At 71.7% G+C, this 13,720-nt stretch carries 16 protein-coding genes; 4 read left to right on the top strand and 12 right to left on the bottom strand.

The features are described 5' to 3' along the window. Window positions 1–49: 49 nt before the first annotated feature. The gene (hppD, locus tag VFH10_RS03545) at window positions 50–1,261 is read right to left on the bottom strand and encodes a 4-hydroxyphenylpyruvate dioxygenase (protein ID WP_325125992.1); all 1,212 of its coding nucleotides are present in this window, start codon (window positions 1,259–1,261) and stop codon (window positions 50–52) included. Between hppD and VFH10_RS03540 the strand changes: the two genes are divergently transcribed. Beyond that, the gene (locus VFH10_RS03540; protein WP_414689830.1) at window positions 1,260–1,796 is read left to right on the top strand and encodes an Lrp/AsnC family transcriptional regulator; all 537 of its coding nucleotides are present in this window, start codon (window positions 1,260–1,262) and stop codon (window positions 1,794–1,796) included. The genes hppD and VFH10_RS03540 overlap by 2 nt on opposite strands. 102 nt (window positions 1,797–1,898) lie before the next feature. Here VFH10_RS03540 and VFH10_RS03535 read toward each other — a convergent pair whose 3' ends face one another. From VFH10_RS03535 to VFH10_RS03505, 7 genes are all read right to left on the bottom strand, one after another. Beyond that, complete coding sequence (locus VFH10_RS03535) at window positions 1,899–2,552, bottom strand: IclR family transcriptional regulator (protein ID WP_325125991.1); 654 nt, start codon at window positions 2,550–2,552, stop codon at window positions 1,899–1,901. A 74-nt stretch (window positions 2,553–2,626) separates the two neighbouring features. Next, complete coding sequence (locus VFH10_RS03530; protein WP_325125993.1) at window positions 2,627–4,381, bottom strand: DEAD/DEAH box helicase; 1,755 nt, start codon at window positions 4,379–4,381, stop codon at window positions 2,627–2,629. 112 nt (window positions 4,382–4,493) lie between these two features. After that, the gene (locus VFH10_RS03525; RefSeq protein ID WP_325125990.1) at window positions 4,494–5,498 is read right to left on the bottom strand and encodes a zinc metalloprotease; all 1,005 of its coding nucleotides are present in this window, start codon (window positions 5,496–5,498) and stop codon (window positions 4,494–4,496) included. Beyond that, window positions 5,495–5,758, bottom strand: coding sequence for a DUF3039 domain-containing protein (locus tag VFH10_RS03520; protein ID WP_325125988.1), 264 nt, complete (start codon window positions 5,756–5,758; stop codon window positions 5,495–5,497). The genes VFH10_RS03525 and VFH10_RS03520 overlap by 4 nt, the downstream gene beginning before the upstream one ends. Before the next feature lie 79 nt (window positions 5,759–5,837). Beyond that, on the bottom strand, window positions 5,838–6,431 hold the full coding sequence (locus VFH10_RS03515) for a YqgE/AlgH family protein (RefSeq protein WP_325125986.1): 594 nt from the start codon (window positions 6,429–6,431) through the stop codon (window positions 5,838–5,840). Beyond that, window positions 6,428–7,849, bottom strand: coding sequence for an NAD-dependent malic enzyme (locus VFH10_RS03510; RefSeq protein ID WP_414689829.1), 1,422 nt, complete (start codon window positions 7,847–7,849; stop codon window positions 6,428–6,430). The genes VFH10_RS03515 and VFH10_RS03510 overlap by 4 nt, the downstream gene beginning before the upstream one ends. A gap of 161 nt (window positions 7,850–8,010) precedes the next feature. Next, the gene (locus VFH10_RS03505) at window positions 8,011–8,547 is read right to left on the bottom strand and encodes a hypothetical protein (RefSeq protein WP_325125983.1); all 537 of its coding nucleotides are present in this window, start codon (window positions 8,545–8,547) and stop codon (window positions 8,011–8,013) included. 190 nt (window positions 8,548–8,737) lie between these two features. On the opposite strand from VFH10_RS03505, the gene VFH10_RS03500 reads away from it, so the two are divergent. After that, the gene (locus tag VFH10_RS03500) at window positions 8,738–9,433 is read left to right on the top strand and encodes a TetR/AcrR family transcriptional regulator (RefSeq protein WP_325125982.1); all 696 of its coding nucleotides are present in this window, start codon (window positions 8,738–8,740) and stop codon (window positions 9,431–9,433) included. Between the two features lie 6 nt (window positions 9,434–9,439). Here the strand turns inward: VFH10_RS03500 and VFH10_RS03495 are convergent, their stop codons facing one another. Next, the gene (locus tag VFH10_RS03495; RefSeq protein WP_325125980.1) at window positions 9,440–10,474 is read right to left on the bottom strand and encodes a DUF3048 domain-containing protein; all 1,035 of its coding nucleotides are present in this window, start codon (window positions 10,472–10,474) and stop codon (window positions 9,440–9,442) included. Between the two features lie 70 nt (window positions 10,475–10,544). After that, window positions 10,545–11,300: a 3-oxoacyl-ACP reductase FabG gene (locus VFH10_RS03490; RefSeq protein WP_325125979.1), complete on the bottom strand. Its 756-nt coding sequence runs from the start codon at window positions 11,298–11,300 to the stop codon at window positions 10,545–10,547. Window positions 11,301–11,389: 89 nt separating this feature from the next. On the opposite strand from VFH10_RS03490, the gene VFH10_RS03485 reads away from it, so the two are divergent. Then, entirely contained in the window at window positions 11,390–12,439 is a 1,050-nt protein-coding gene (locus tag VFH10_RS03485) for a phosphatase PAP2 family protein (protein ID WP_325125977.1), read from the top strand. Here VFH10_RS03485 and VFH10_RS03480 read toward each other — a convergent pair. Both VFH10_RS03480 and VFH10_RS03475 read right to left on the bottom strand, forming a co-directional pair. Beyond that, window positions 12,403–12,816, bottom strand: coding sequence for an HIT family protein (locus VFH10_RS03480; protein ID WP_325125975.1), 414 nt, complete (start codon window positions 12,814–12,816; stop codon window positions 12,403–12,405). The genes VFH10_RS03485 and VFH10_RS03480 overlap by 37 nt on opposite strands. 7 nt (window positions 12,817–12,823) lie before the next feature. Beyond that, a complete protein-coding gene (locus VFH10_RS03475; RefSeq protein ID WP_325125973.1) occupies window positions 12,824–13,087 on the bottom strand; it encodes a hypothetical protein in 264 nt (87 codons plus the stop codon). A gap of 99 nt (window positions 13,088–13,186) precedes the next feature. Between VFH10_RS03475 and VFH10_RS03470 the strand changes: the two genes are divergently transcribed. Next, on the top strand, window positions 13,187–13,720 hold a 534-nt coding region (locus VFH10_RS03470), incomplete at its 3' end, for an alkaline phosphatase D family protein (protein WP_325125971.1).

Here is a 13,720-nt window from a genome sequence, read left to right as displayed (position 1 = left end):
CTTCCCCGGGAACCGGCATTACGTCTGAGACACGACAAGGTCCGGCCGGTCAGAGGTTGCCGCGCAGCTCCTGCTCGCGCTCGATGGCCTCGAAGAGCGCCTTGAAGTTGCCCTTGCCGAAGCCGAGCGAGCCGTGCCGCTCGATCATCTCGAAGAACACGGTCGGGCGGTCGCCGATCGGCTTGGTGAAGATCTGCAGCAGGTAGCCGTCCTCGTCGCGGTCGACGAGGATCTTGCGCGCCTTGAGCTCCTCGACCGGCACGCGGACCTCACCGATGCGGGCCCGCAGCTCGGGGTCGTCGTAGTAGCTGTCCGGGGTGTCGAGGAACTGGATCCCGTTCTCGCGCAGGATGTCGACGGTCCGCAGGATGTCGTTGGTCGCGAGCGCGATGTGCTGGCAGCCGGCGCCGTCGTAGAACTCGAGATACTCGTCGATCTGCGACTTCTTCTTGGCGATCGCCGGCTCGTTGAGGGGGAACTTCACGCGGTGGTTGCCGCTGGCGACGACCTTGGACATCAACGCGGAGTAGTCGGTGGCGATGTCGTCACCGATGAACTCCGCCATGTTCGTGAAGCCGAGGACCTTGTTGTAGAAGGTGACCCACTCGTCCATCTTGCCGAGCTCGACGTTTCCGACGCAGTGGTCGATGGCCTGGAACAGCCGCTTCGGGTGGCCTTCCGCGCGCGAGACGGTCGTGCTGCGGGCGGCGTAGCCGGGGAGGTACGGGCCGTCGTACTTCGACCGGTCCACGAGGGTGTGCCGGGTCTCGCCGTACGTCGCGATCGCGGCGACGCGCACGGTGCCGTGCTCGTCGCTGATGTCGTGCGGCTCCTCGAGGATGGTGGCGCCGACCGACCGCGCGTGGTCGATGCACTTGTCGACGTCGGGCACCTCGAGGGCGAGGTCGACGACCCCGTCGCCGTGCTTGCGGTGGTGGTCGAGCACCGGGGAGTCGGGGGTGACGCCGCCGGTGAACACGAAGCGGGCCGAGCCAGACCGGAGCACGTAGCTCTTGGAGTCGCGGGTGCCGGTCTCCGGGCCGCGGTAGGCCTCGAGGTCCATGCCCAGCGCGAGCTGGTAGAAGTTCGCGGTCTGGGTGGCGTTGCCGACCACGAAGCACACCGCGTCCATCGCGGTCACCGGGAACGGGTCGGAGCTCGCGTCGTACTCCACCAGGCCGACCAGCTGCTTGAGCTGCTCGAGGGTGAGGTCGGCGGCCCGCTCGTCGCGGGTCAGGGACTCGGTGAGGGCGTCAGTCATGCCGGTGAGCATGGTCGCTGCGAGCAGGATGTGCAACAGTACGACGGATCGCTGCACAATCTGCACAGCCCGAGGAGCCGATGTGGACGAGTTGGATGCCACTTTGATCCGTCTGTTCGCCGAGGAGCCCCGCGTCGGCGTACTCGAGGCGTCCCGTCGGCTCGGGGTGGCCCGCGGCACCGTGCAGGCCCGGATGAACAAGCTCACCGAGACCGGCGTCATCGAGGGCTGGGGCCCGGACCTCTCCCCCGAGGCACTCGGCTACCCGGTCACGGCGTTCCTCACGCTCGAGATCCGGCAGGGCTCGGGCCACCACGCGATCGCCGAGCACCTGGCCTCGATCCCCGAGGTGTTGGAGGCGTTCACGATCACAGGCGCCGGCGACATGTGGGCGCGGGTGGTCGCCCGCTCCAACAGCGACCTGCAGCGGGTGATCGACGCGGTCCTCTCCGACAGCGGCATCGTCCGCTCCTCGACCGTCATCGCGCTGGCCACCCAGATCCCGTTTCGGGTGCTGCCGCTGCTCGATGCGTGAGGGCCGATTACCACGGTCCCGTGGTGAACTGCCGCTTCTCCATGTGAGTTCACACCGGGGAGCGGGCGATTACCACGGGACCGTGGTAATCCACCCCCCGCCCTACGCCAACCGAGAGGCGACCCGAGCGGCCGCGGACACGACCAGCGGTCCGACCGCGGACGCATCGAGGTCACCCAGCGTGACGATCCCCACCGACGCCTCGAGACCGTCGAGGCCGAGCACCGGCGCTGCGACGCCACGGGCGCCGGGCTGGATCTCGCCGGCCGTTTCGACGTAGCCATTGCCGGCTGTCGCGGGGCCGTCCGCCCGCTCCCGGCCCAGCAGGATCGCCCGGCCCGCCGCGCCCTGCCCGAGCGGGTGCCGGGCGCCGACGCGGTAGCCGACGTGGAAGTCGGTCCAGGTCGGTTCGACGACCGCGATCGCGAGCGCCTCGCCGCCGTCGGCGACGGTGAGGTGCGCGGTCATGCCGAGCTCCTCGGCGAGCGCGCGCAGCACCGGCGCCGCGAGCTCACGGAGCACCGGCTGCAACCCGCGGGCCAGCGCGAGGACGCCGAGCCCGACGTGCACCAGGCCGGCGGCATCGCGGCGGGCGAGCCCGTGCACCTCGAGGGTCGCGACCAGCCGGTAGACGACCGTCCGATTCACGCCCACCTGCGCGGCGAGCGCCGTGATCGTCAACCCGTTCGGGGTGGCGGCGAGCACCTCGAGCACCCGCAGACCGCGGCCCAGGGTCTGCGAGGTCTCCGCGGTCATGACGCGACCATATCCTTCGATTCGTCTGCGGTCGCCCCGCGTGGATCACCCCAAAGAACGCAGACGAATCGTTGTCAGGAGGTGCGGCGGGTCGCGGCCCAGTGACGGATCTTGTCGATGCGGGCCTGGAGCTGCGCGGCGGTCGCGACCGCGGCGGCCGGACCGCCGCAGTCCTTGCGCAGCTCGGCGTGCGTCACGCCGTGCGGCTGGCCGGTGCGGTGGTTCCACGCCGCGACCAGACCGTTGAGCTCGCGCCGCAGCGTGGCCAGGTGCTCGTGCGTGGACACGTCGCGGACGACGTCCTCGGGCGTCGAGCTGGTGCGGCCCTGCTGCCGGCGCCGCTCGGACTGTCGGTGCCGCAGCAGGTCGCGGACCTGGTCGGCCTCCAGCAGCCCCGGGATGCCGAGGAAGTCCATCTCCTCGTCGGACCCGACGTGCACCTCGCCCTCGTGGCCGAACTCGCCGCCGTCGTAGAGCACCCGGTCGAAGCGCGCCTCGGAGCCCATCGCCTCGAACGTCCCGAGCTCGTCGTCGCTCGCCCCCTCGGCCGCATTGGCCTGCGCAATCAGCGCGTTCTCGGCGGCATAGATGTCGTCCTCGTCGTTGATACGTCGACCGAGCGCGTGGTCGCGCTCCAGCTCCATCTCCGAGGCGAACCCGAGCAGGTTCGGCACCGACGGCAGGAACACCGAAGCGGTCTCACCGCGCTTGCGGGCCCGCACGAACCGGCCGACCGCCTGGGCGAAGAACAGCGGGGTGGCGGTGGTGGTGGCGTAGACACCCACGGCGAGGCGGGGTACGTCGACGCCCTCGGACACCATCCGCACCGCGACCATCCAGCGGTCCTTCCCCTCGGCGAACGCGGCGATCCGCCTCGACGCGGCCTTCTCGTCGGAGAGTACGACGACCGGCTTCTCGCCGGTGATGCTCTTCAGCAGCGCCGTGTAGGCGCGGGCGGAGTCCTGGTCGGTGGCGATCACCAGGCCGCCGGCGTCGGGGACGTGCCGGCGCACCTCGGTCAGTCGCTTGTCCGCGGCCGCCAGCACCGACGGCATCCAGGCGCCGCCCGGATCGAGGGCGGTGCGCAGCGCCTGCGCGGTCAGGTCCTTGGTGAGCGGCTCGCCGAGCCGCGCCGCGATCTCGTCGCCGGCCCGGGTGCGCCACTGCATCTCGCCGCTGTAGGCCATGAACAGCACCGGCCGCACGACGTGGTCGGACAGCGCGTGCGCGTAGCCATAGGTGAAGTCGGCGACGCTGCGCGGGATGCCGTCACCACCGGGTGCGTAGCTGACGAACGGGATCGGGTTCACGTCGGACCGGAACGGCGTGCCGGTCAGCGCGAGCCGCCGGTGCGCCGGCTCGAACGCCTCCCGCACCGCGTCGCCCCACGACAGCGCGTCTCCGGCGTGGTGTACCTCGTCGAGGATCACGAGCGTCTTGAACCGCTCCGTGCGGATCCGATGCGCGAGCGCGTTGGCCGCCACCCCGGCGTACGTCACCGCCACCCCGACGAAGTCCTTGCTGGTCGGTCCCCTCCTGCCGGAGTACGTCGGGTCGATCGGGATCCCGGCGCGCGCGGCCGCGTCGGCCCACTGGGTCTTCAGGTGCTCGGTGGGGGCGACGACGGTGACCCGGTCGACGACCCGGCGCGACAACAGCTCGGCCGCCACCGTGAGGGCGAACGTCGTCTTGCCCGCGCCCGGCGTCGCCACCGCGAGGAAGTCCCGCGGGTTCTCCGTGAAGTACCTCTCCAGCGCCGCCGACTGCCAGGCGCGCAGGTGCGTCGCGGTACCCCACGCGGCGCGGTCCGGGTACGCCGGAGGCAGCACCTGCGCAGGGTCCGGGGTGGGCGGTGCTGCGGCGGCGCTGGAGAACAGGTCGTCGGAGGAGTCGGTCACGTCTCTCGAGGGTGCGTCGGGGATTGTGTCCGTGCTGGGTCGGTCAGGGGGTGCGGTAGGCGAGCCAGTTGTCGTGCATCCGGGACACCTGCCCGGGTGTGAACATGTTCATGCAGTCGTCGACGGCGTAGTCCATGAAGTTGTTGATCGGGTCGAGTCCCGGCTGCACGGTGCACGAGTCCTTCGCAGGGTCGCAGGCCGAGCTCGCGACCGCCTGGGCGGGGGTGTCGGTGACGAGGTCGCCGGGCCCCTCGCAGCCGCCCTCGAAGGTGTGGAACAGCCCCAGCCAGTGGCCGATCTCGTGCACCGCGGTGTCGCCGCGGTTGTAGCCGCTGAACGAACCGCCCGGCAGGCTCTCCTGGTGGATCACCACGCCGTCGAGGCCGGGCTGCCGCCGGGCCTCGGTGGGCGGCGTCGCCCAGCCGAGCACCACCGCCTGGGCGAACGGGTCGCGCGGCTCGAGCACGTAGAGGTTGAGGTCCTCGGGGCCGCCGCGGTGCAGGGCGTGCCGCATCTCGAGGTCGTCGGGACCGCCGATCCGCGCCTGGTGCCACCGGTGCTTGCGCGTGCGGTCGAACGACTCGAGGTAGAAGGCGAACCGCGTCGACGTGTTGGTCACACCCTGCCCGCCGGCGTACGCCGCGTTGACGACCTCGAGCTGGCGACGGACCCGCTTCTTGCTCGCGCCCTTGGTGCCGTCGCCGCCGACCACGTGCACGTGCACGCCGATGCGGAGCGTGGCACCCACCCGGCCGTCGTAGCGGGCCGCGCCGGCGCGCTCGACGCCGCGCGCCGCGAGGCGCCGGGTGAGCCGGCGGTCGATGCGGCGCAGCTGCTCGGGGGTGTACGACGGGCCGTCGGCCGGTCGCGCGCTGCGGGCCGTCGCGGTGCCGCCCGTGGTGCCGGTGGCGGGGCCGGGCGAGCAGACCGCGGCGCGCGGCTGCTGCGACGAGGCTCCGGCCGGCGCGGGCGCGCCCAGACCGGCGACGGCCAGCAACGCCGCCGCGGCGACTCCGGTGCCGCGTCGGGTGCGGGTGGACGACCTCACTCGTCGTCGTCGTTCTTCAGGTTCTCCCACGCGTCCTTGCACTCGGGGCACACGGGGTACTTCTCGGGGTCACGGCTCGGCACCCAGGTCTTGCCACAGAGGGCCACCACCGGGGTGCCCATCACCATCGCCTCGGTGAGCTTGTCCTTCTCGACGTAGTGCGAGAAGCGCTCGTGGTCACCCGGCTCCAGCGGCACGTCCACCGGGGAGGTGCGAGTGTCCTGGATGGTCTGCACACCGGGACTCATCTGGGTGCTCATGACGCAAAGTGTAGGCGCTGCCGGTGACCCGGGTGGCGTTCCGGTCAGGCCCGCGACGGTTCGCGGACGGGCGCCCGCGTCAGTTCAGCGTGGGGTCGACGGGGCGGGTCGAGACCCAGGCAAGCTCGCCCGGCTGGCGCCGCAGCACCCGGCTCCAGAGCGCCTCCGGCTCGGGCCCGAAGAGGTCGCCGGGCACGGCCGGCAGGACGTACCAGGAGCCCTCCTCGATCTCGCCCTCGAGCTGCCCGGCCCCCCACCCGGCGTACCCGGCGAAGATCCGCAGATGGGTGAGCGCCGGCGCCATGATCTCCGTCGGGGTGTCCAGGTCGACGATGCCGGTCGCGCCGAACAGCCGCCGGAAGCCGACCGGCTCCTCGCCCTGGCGGCCGTCGGGAACGTCCGCGACGGCGAGCGCGGAGTCGGTGCCGACCGGCCCGCCCTGGAAGAGCACGTCGGGCATCGTGAGGACGTCGGACCAGCCCGGCAGCACCTCGTGAACCGGGACCGGTGAGGGACGGTTCAGCACCACGCCGAGCGCGCCGTTCTCGTCGACGTCGAGGAGCAGCACGACCGTGTGGTCGAAGTTGGGGTCCACCAGCATCGGCGTGGCCACGAGCAGGATGCCGGCCGTCAGCACGGTTCCGGCCGACGAGGCGTCGCCGGCCGGGCTCATGACGGCACCGGGGCCGTCCTCCCGGAGCGCTCGGCCGCCTGGCGCACGGCGGCGGCGACCGCCGTGTGCACGTCGGCATGGAAGACGCTGGGGGTGATGTAGTTGGCGTTCAGCTCCTCGTCGGTGACCGTGGACGAGATGGCCTCGGCGGCCGCGATCAGCAGCTGGTCGTCGACATGCGTCGCGTGGGCGTCGAGCAGGCCGCGGAAGACGCCGGGGAACGCCAGCACGTTGTTGATCTGGTTGGGGTAGTCGGAGCGACCGGTCGCCACCACGGCCGCGTGCTCGCGTGCCTCGCCCGGGTCGATCTCGGGCACCGGGTTGGCGAGCGCGAACACGATGGCCCCCTCCGCCATCCGCGAGACGTCGGCGCCGGTCAGCAGGTTGGGGGCCGAGACACCGACGAACACGTCCGTGCCGACGAGCGCATCCTTCAGGGTGCCGGTGACACCGGCGGCATTGGTCGCCTCGGCCAGCCAGCTCAGCGACTCGTGCAGGCCGGGGCGGTCGCGGTGGATGACCCCGTCGACGTCGGCGACCACCACGTCGCGCACGCCGGCCGCGAGCAGCAGCCGCAGGATCGCCGTACCGGCCGCGCCCGCACCGGACATCACGACCCGCACCTTGGACATCTCCTTGCCGACCACGCGCAGCGCGTTGGTCAGCGCCGCGAGGACGACGATCGCGGTGCCGTGCTGGTCGTCGTGGAACACCGGGATGTCGAGCTGCTCACGAAGCCGGGCCTCGATCTCGAAGCAGCGCGGCGCGGAGATGTCCTCGAGGTTGATGCCGGCGAAGCCCGGCGAGACGGCCTTGACGATCTCCACGATCGCGTCGGGATCCTGGGTGTCGAGGCACAGCGGCCAGGCGTCGATGCCGGCGAAGCGCTTGAACAGCGCCGCCTTGCCCTCCATCACCGGCAGCGCCGCGGCCGGGCCGATGTTGCCGAGGCCGAGCACGGCGGAGCCGTCGGTGACGACCGCGACCGAGTTGCGCTTCACGGTCAGCCGCCGGGCGTCCTCGGGGTTGGCCGCGATCGCCTCGCACACGCGGGCCACCCCGGGGGTGTAGACCATGGACAGGTCGTCGCGGTTGCGGATCGGGTGCTTGCTGGCCATCTCGATCGTGCCGCCGAGGTGCATGAGGAAGGTGCGGTCGGAGACCTTGTGCACCGCGACGCCGTCGAGGGCGCGCAGCGCCTCGACGATCTCGTCGGCGTGCGCGGTGTCGGACGCCGCGCAGGTCACGTCGATGCGGAGCCGGTCGTGACCGGAGGCCGTCACGTCCAGCGCGGTGACGATGCCGCCGGCCTTCTCGACGGCGGTGGTCAGCCGACTTATCGCGGTGCCGCCGGCGGGCAGCTCGAGCCGGACGGTGATGGAGTACGAGATGCTCGGTTGGGAGGCCACGCACCTCATCGTGTCAGAAAGCGCGCGGCACGCCGACCCGCTTCCGTCCTACGGCGACGGAGGGCGATGGCACGCAGCGAGCCCCGGCCACGACGCGGTGGGAGGGAGTCCGCGGGAGCGCGGGTGCGTCGTGGCCGGGGCCGGTTCGGGGTACGGCGTACTGCCGTCGGTCAGGCCGCGAGGACCGCCCGGATGCGTCCGATCAGCGACCCGGCCCCGGTCTCGCCGCGGGGTCGCAAGGTCGGGTGGAAGGCGATCCGGGCCCGCTCCTCCAGGGCCCGGCCGATCCGGGGGGCGGCCGGGTCGGAGACGCCGGCGCGGCCGGCCATGGCGGCGAGCAGGGCCCACTCCTTCTGCTGTGCCCGGCGCATGGCCGTCGTGACCTCGCTGTTCGGGGGCTCGGCGAGTGCGCGGTCGAGGACCAGCCGGACGCCGGCGAGCTCGTTCGCGGTGGTCCGCCAGGCGGCGAGGACCGCGGACTCGCGGTCGTTCGGCCGGGCGGTGAGGGCCTGCTCGATCCGGCCGGCGAGTCGGGTGTGCCAGCGAAGCTGCAGCGCGGCGATCAGGTCAAGCTGGTCGGGGAAGGTCTCGGCGAGGCCGAGTACGTCGAGCGGGAGGACGCCGTCGCGGCGCGCGTCGGCCCGGTCGGCCACGGCGCGCAGCACGTCTCCTCGGCGGTGGAAGGCATCCCAGGTCCGGTGGGCCACTGGTCGCTCCCTTCTGTCTCGGGACGGCAGGTGCATACCGTCAGTACGTACTTACGGTATGCCGACATACTCCCGGTATGCAAACCTGGTCGGCGGTGAGCCGCATCACGCGTACCGGCGCCGAACGAGGGGCCGCACGCGACCGGGTCGCCTCCGCCGGCGTACCCCCGGTCGGACTTATGCTCGGCGAATGACCGTCCCCAAGAAGGTGCTGCGCAAGGTGCACGGCACCTCCCGTCGTCAGGAGTACTCCGCCTCCACCAAGCGTGCGCTGGTCGACGTGGCCACCGAGCTGTTCACCGCGCAGGGGTACGCCGGGACCAGCCTCGACGAGATCGTGGCGGGTGCCCGGGTCACCAAGGGGGCGCTGTACCACCACTTCAGCGGCAAGCAGGCACTGTTCGAGGCGGTGTTCGTCCGCGTGGAGGACGCCGCCTCGGAGTCGATCAAGCGTGCGGTGCGCGGCACCGAGGACCCGTGGGACAAGGCGATGGCCGGCCTGCGCGCGTTCCTCGACGTGCTGCAGCAGCCGGAGTACCGGCGCCTGGTGATCCAGGAGGGTCCCGCGGTGCTCGGCTACGAGAAGTACCGCGAGCAGGAGGAGCGGTCGACGTACGGCATCGTCCAGGACATCGTCTCGTCGGTGCTGGCGTCCTACGAGCTCGAGAGGTCGATGGTCGAGACGTTCAGCCGAGTCTTCTTCGGCGCCATGTCGGCGGCGGGCTCGGCGGTGTCGTCGGCGGAGGACACCAAGCGGGCCGGGGCCGAGGTGGAGGTGGCGATCGCGTTCATCCTGGCCGGGCTGCGGCAGCAGGCCGAGTCGGGCGGGACGCTGCCCGGCCCCGCCGATCTCGTGGGCGAGTCGACGGGGCCGGACGAGGACTGAGCGGGGCTACTTGGAGAAGGTGACGTTGCCGGTGTTGGCCGGCACGAGCTCCATCCAGACCTTGCCGGCCGGGATCTTGAGCTCACCGGCCTTGGTGCTGAGGCTCAGCCGGGCGTCGAGACCCGGCTTTTCCCAGGTGGCGCGGACCAGCCGGCCCTTGTGGAACACCATCGCCTCACCCTTGCCGGTGAACTTCGTCTCCGGCACCGGGTTGCCGGCGGGGTCTCGGTAGCCGGCGTCGCCGACCGGCACCCGCAGCACGAGCAGGGTGTCGGGCCGGAAGCGGTCCCCCTGGGCGGCGAAGCTGTTGAGGTTGTCGTAGCGCCCGCCCCGGTACTGCCAGTTGGTGGTGTGGCTCGCGGAGAACGTCGCCGCAACCTTCGTGGCCTTCTGGCCCTGCGGGAACTCGTCGGCGCTGCCCCACGGCAGATAGCCCGCGGGCGGCTGCGGCGCCTTGAGCGTCCGGGCGAGCCGCGGCAGGTTCATCATCAGGTTGTACGGCGCGGCGCGGCCGGCCTCACGCACGTAGCCGGCGGCGCCCTCGGTGAACGTCTTGATGCCCGCGTCGGCAACCCGCCGTACGGTCGGCGGCGCCCCGCCGCTGGCCACGAGGGACGCGCCCGCGGGCTGCACGATGCCGATGTCGGTGGCCCGCATGGAGCGCACCGGTCCCACCTGCTGCGGGGTCTGCGAGTAGTAGAAGACCGCGAGGCGAGTCACACCGCCCTCGACCATCTCCTCGGCGACCAGGTCGGCCTTGGCGAGTCCCAGCTGCGGGCTGCTGCTCGAGGTGTTGTCGATCTTCACGACCATCACCGGGTGGCGGGGAGCCTCGGTGTCGGCGGGTAGGCCGGTCAGCGGCCACTGGCCCATGACGTCGACGCCCTCGGCGATGGCCTGGCCCTCCGGGCCTTCCTCGGACGAGGGGGCGGCGTCGTCGCTGCAGGCGGTCAGGGTCAGGGCGGCGACGGCCGTGAGGGCGGCGAGCGCCCGGACCCGGCGGCGGGCCAGGGGACGGGGGCGGGTGGTGAGCGGGTGCATGATCTCCATTGTGAACTAAGGAGGTGCTGTTTCGTCGCACCCCCCTCGTGTCGGGGTTGGGGTCGTTCGGTCAGATCTTGGCGCCACCGTCGACGTACAACGTCTGGCCGGTGATGAAGGCGGCCTCGTCGCTGCACAGGAACGCTGCGGCGGCCGCGATGTCCTGGGGGTAGCCGACCCGCTTGAGCGGGCTGCGCTCGGCGGCCCCCTTGCGGAACTCCTCGGGCTCGACGCCCACGCGGCGGGCCGTGGCGTCGGTCATGTCGGTGACGATGAAGCCCGGCGCGATGGCGTTGACGTTGATGCCGAACGGACCCAGCTCGAGGGCCAGCGTGCGCGTGAAGCCCTGAAGGCCCATCTTGGCCGCGGAGTAGTTGGCCTGGCCGCGGTTGCCCAGCGCCGAGACGCTGGAGAGGTTGAGGATCTTGCCGTAGTTCGCGGCGACCATGTGCTGCTGCACCGCCCGGCTCATCAGGAACGACCCGCGCAGGTGCACGTTGATCACGGTGTCCCAGTCGTCCTCGGTCATCTTGAAGAGCAGGTTGTCGCGGGTGACGCCGGCGTTGTTGACCAGCACGTCGACCTTGCCGAGCTGCTCGACCACCGCGGAGACCGCGCTGCCGACCGATTCGCTGTCGGACACGTCACACGCGACGCCGACCGCCTTGGGCGCGCCCAGCCCATCGGCGGTCGCGGACGCGGCGGACTCGTCGAGGTCCAGCACCGCGACCGACGCGCCCTCCTCGGCGAAGCGCTTCGCGGTGGCGGCGCCGATGCCTCGGGCTGCGCCCGTGACGACGACGACGCGCTCGGCGTACCGGCTCATCTGCAAAATCCTCCTCAGGATGATCGACCTTCGAGTGTAGGGGGTGGGTTCTACCGGTCTGGGCCAGTGCCCCGTCGTAGTCTCGGGGAGTGCGAGGGAGCAGGTTCCGGTTCGCGGTCGGCCAGGCGCTGACCCTGGGCGCCGTCACCGTCCTCGTGGCGATGGTCTACGACCTGCCCGTGCGCGACCCCGACGGGGCCGACGTGAAGACCTACGTCCGGCTGCCGCTGATCCTGCTGCTCGCCTTCCTCGTCGACGTGGTGCCCCGCGCCCTGGCCCGGCGACCGAGGCTCGCCGACGCTCCGCGGGCACTGCTCGGCGTGGTGCGGGAGCGGTGGCCGGCGGCGCACGTCCGGTTCGCGCTGGTCGGGCTGGGCGCCTGGTACCTCACCTACGTCGCGTTCCGCAACCTCAAGAGCTACGTCCCCTTCGTCAACGACCGCCTGTACGACGAGACCCTGGCGAGGGTCGACCGGCTCATGTGGCTGGGCCGCGACCCTGCCCAGGTGCTTCACGACCTGCTCGGCACCACCTGGGCCGCCCACGTGCTGTCGTTCGTGTACGTCGCCTGGATCGCGCTGCTCCCCGCGTCCCTGGCGATCGCCCTGGTCTGGTCACGGCACGCGCGGTCGAGCGAGTGGTACGTCACCGCGGTCGCGGTCGACTGGGTGCTCGGCGTGGCGACGTACTTCGCCGTCCCGTCCCTGGGCCCGGTCTACGCCGACCCCGGCGCGTTCGCGGACCTCACGCCGACCTGGGTCACTTCCCTGCAGACCGCCATGATCGAGGACCGGGTCGCCGTCCTCGCGGACCCGTTCGCGACCGGCGCCGTGCAGACCATCGCCGCCTTCGCCTCGCTGCACGTCGCCATCACGGTGACAGCGTGCTTGTGCGCCGAGCTGATGGATCTCCCCCGCTGGGTGCGCACCGCGCTGTGGGTCTTCCTGGCGCTCACGGTCGTCTCCACGGTCTACCTCGGCTGGCACTACTTCGCCGACGCGGTCGGCGGCGCGGCGCTCGGCGCGGCCGGTGTCCTGGTCGGCGCCTGGGTGACCGGCAACCACGACCGCGGTGTGCCGCAGCGGATCAGCCGCAGCGAGCGTCAGTCGTCGAGCGCCTCGCGGATCCGGGCGGCGTAGTCGGCCGCCTCGCCGTCGGCGTACTTCGTGCGGGGCCAGAAGAAGCCCCGCAGCCCGTCCCCCTTGGTGCGCGGGACGACGTGCATGTGCAGGTGGGCGACGCTCTGGGACACGGTGTTGTTCATGGCCACGAACGAGCCCTGGGCGTCGAGGCCGCTGACCATCGCGGCGGCGAGGCGCTGACCGGCGGCCAGGAACGGGTCGCGGAGGTGGTCGGGAAGGTCCGGGAGCGTCACGACGTGCTCCCGCGGCACCAGCAGGGTGTGGCCCTTGAACACGGGCCGTGCGTCGAGGAAGCCGACCACGTCGTCGGTCTCGAGGACCACTTGGCCGGCGACCTCGCCGCTGATGATCGAGCAGAACAGGCAGTCCGCCACCGGGCGGTCAGGCCTTCTTGGCGGATGCACCCTCCGCGACGCCGACCAGCAGCACAGCCGCGATGACGGCGAACACGAAGCCGAGGAAGTCGAGCTCGAAGATGCTGCCGGTGCCGATGAGGCTCGCCAGCACACCACCGATCAGCGCGCCGCAGACGCCGAGGACCAGCGTCATGAGCAGGCTGAGCCGCTGCCTGCCGGGCTTGATGAGACGGGCGAGCGCCCCGATGACGAGACCGATGAACAAGAGACCGAGTATCTGGATGACCATGTCGCCTCCTGCGAACGTGAACGGACACTTCGAGCCTAGCCGTCCGTCCCGCAGGAAGCGGTGCGGCGCGACGCACGGGCCGGGGCCTATGCTGCGGGCTTGCGCGATCACCCCTTCACCCTCGGCGTCGCCTCGGGGGACCCGACGGCTGACGGCGTCCTGCTCTGGACCCGGCTCGCACCCGACCCGCTGGTCGCCGACGGAGGCATGCCGCCGAAGTCCGTCCGGGTGGACTGGCAGGTGGCGACCGACGAGGCGTTCACCGACGTCGTCCGGGCAGGGTGGGCGGTGGCGAGTCGTGCGCTGGCGCACAGCGCCCGGGTGGAGGTGCAGGGGCTGCTGCCCGACCGGGTGTACCACTACCGGTTCCGCGCCGGACCACACCTCAGTGCGACCGGACGCACGCGCACGTTCCCCGCGCCGGGCACCCCGGTGTCGTCCCTGCGGCTCGCGACGCTGTCGTGTCAGAGCCTGGTCGCCGGGCGGTTCGCCGCACTGCGCCATCTCGCTCAGACGGAGCACGACGTGGTGCTGCACCTCGGCGACTACATCTACGAGAGCCAGGGGCCGGAGAACCCCGCTGCCGGGGTCGATCGTCGGCACCGGCCGTTCCGGGAGCTCAGCACGTTGGAG

It is taken from the genome of Nocardioides sp. (assembly GCF_035697785.1).
Lineage (GTDB): Bacteria > Actinomycetota > Actinomycetes > Propionibacteriales > Nocardioidaceae > Nocardioides_B.
This window is presented reverse-complemented; position numbering and strand designations above follow the sequence as displayed.

What these genes read in the sequence shown, in the direction of transcription:
- VFH10_RS03490 (WP_325125979.1), bottom strand. Translation starts at nt 11,300, where the DNA reads ATGAGCCGGTACGCCGAGCGCGTCGTCGTCGTCACGGGCGCAGCCCGA.
- VFH10_RS03495 (WP_325125980.1), bottom strand. Translation starts at nt 10,474, where the DNA reads ATGCACCCGCTCACCACCCGCCCCCGTCCCCTGGCCCGCCGCCGGGTC.
- VFH10_RS03540 (WP_414689830.1), top strand. Translation starts at nt 1,260, where the DNA reads ATGCCGGTGAGCATGGTCGCTGCGAGCAGGATGTGCAACAGTACGACG.
- VFH10_RS03510 (WP_414689829.1), bottom strand. Translation starts at nt 7,849, where the DNA reads ATGAGGTGCGTGGCCTCCCAACCGAGCATCTCGTACTCCATCACCGTC.
- hppD (WP_325125992.1), bottom strand. Translation starts at nt 1,261, where the DNA reads ATGACTGACGCCCTCACCGAGTCCCTGACCCGCGACGAGCGGGCCGCC.
- VFH10_RS03500 (WP_325125982.1), top strand. Translation starts at nt 8,738, where the DNA reads ATGACCGTCCCCAAGAAGGTGCTGCGCAAGGTGCACGGCACCTCCCGT.
- VFH10_RS03535 (WP_325125991.1), bottom strand. Translation starts at nt 2,552, where the DNA reads ATGACCGCGGAGACCTCGCAGACCCTGGGCCGCGGTCTGCGGGTGCTC.
- VFH10_RS03515 (WP_325125986.1), bottom strand. Translation starts at nt 6,431, where the DNA reads ATGAGCCCGGCCGGCGACGCCTCGTCGGCCGGAACCGTGCTGACGGCC.
- VFH10_RS03475 (WP_325125973.1), bottom strand. Translation starts at nt 13,087, where the DNA reads ATGGTCATCCAGATACTCGGTCTCTTGTTCATCGGTCTCGTCATCGGG.
- VFH10_RS03520 (WP_325125988.1), bottom strand. Translation starts at nt 5,758, where the DNA reads ATGAGCACCCAGATGAGTCCCGGTGTGCAGACCATCCAGGACACTCGC.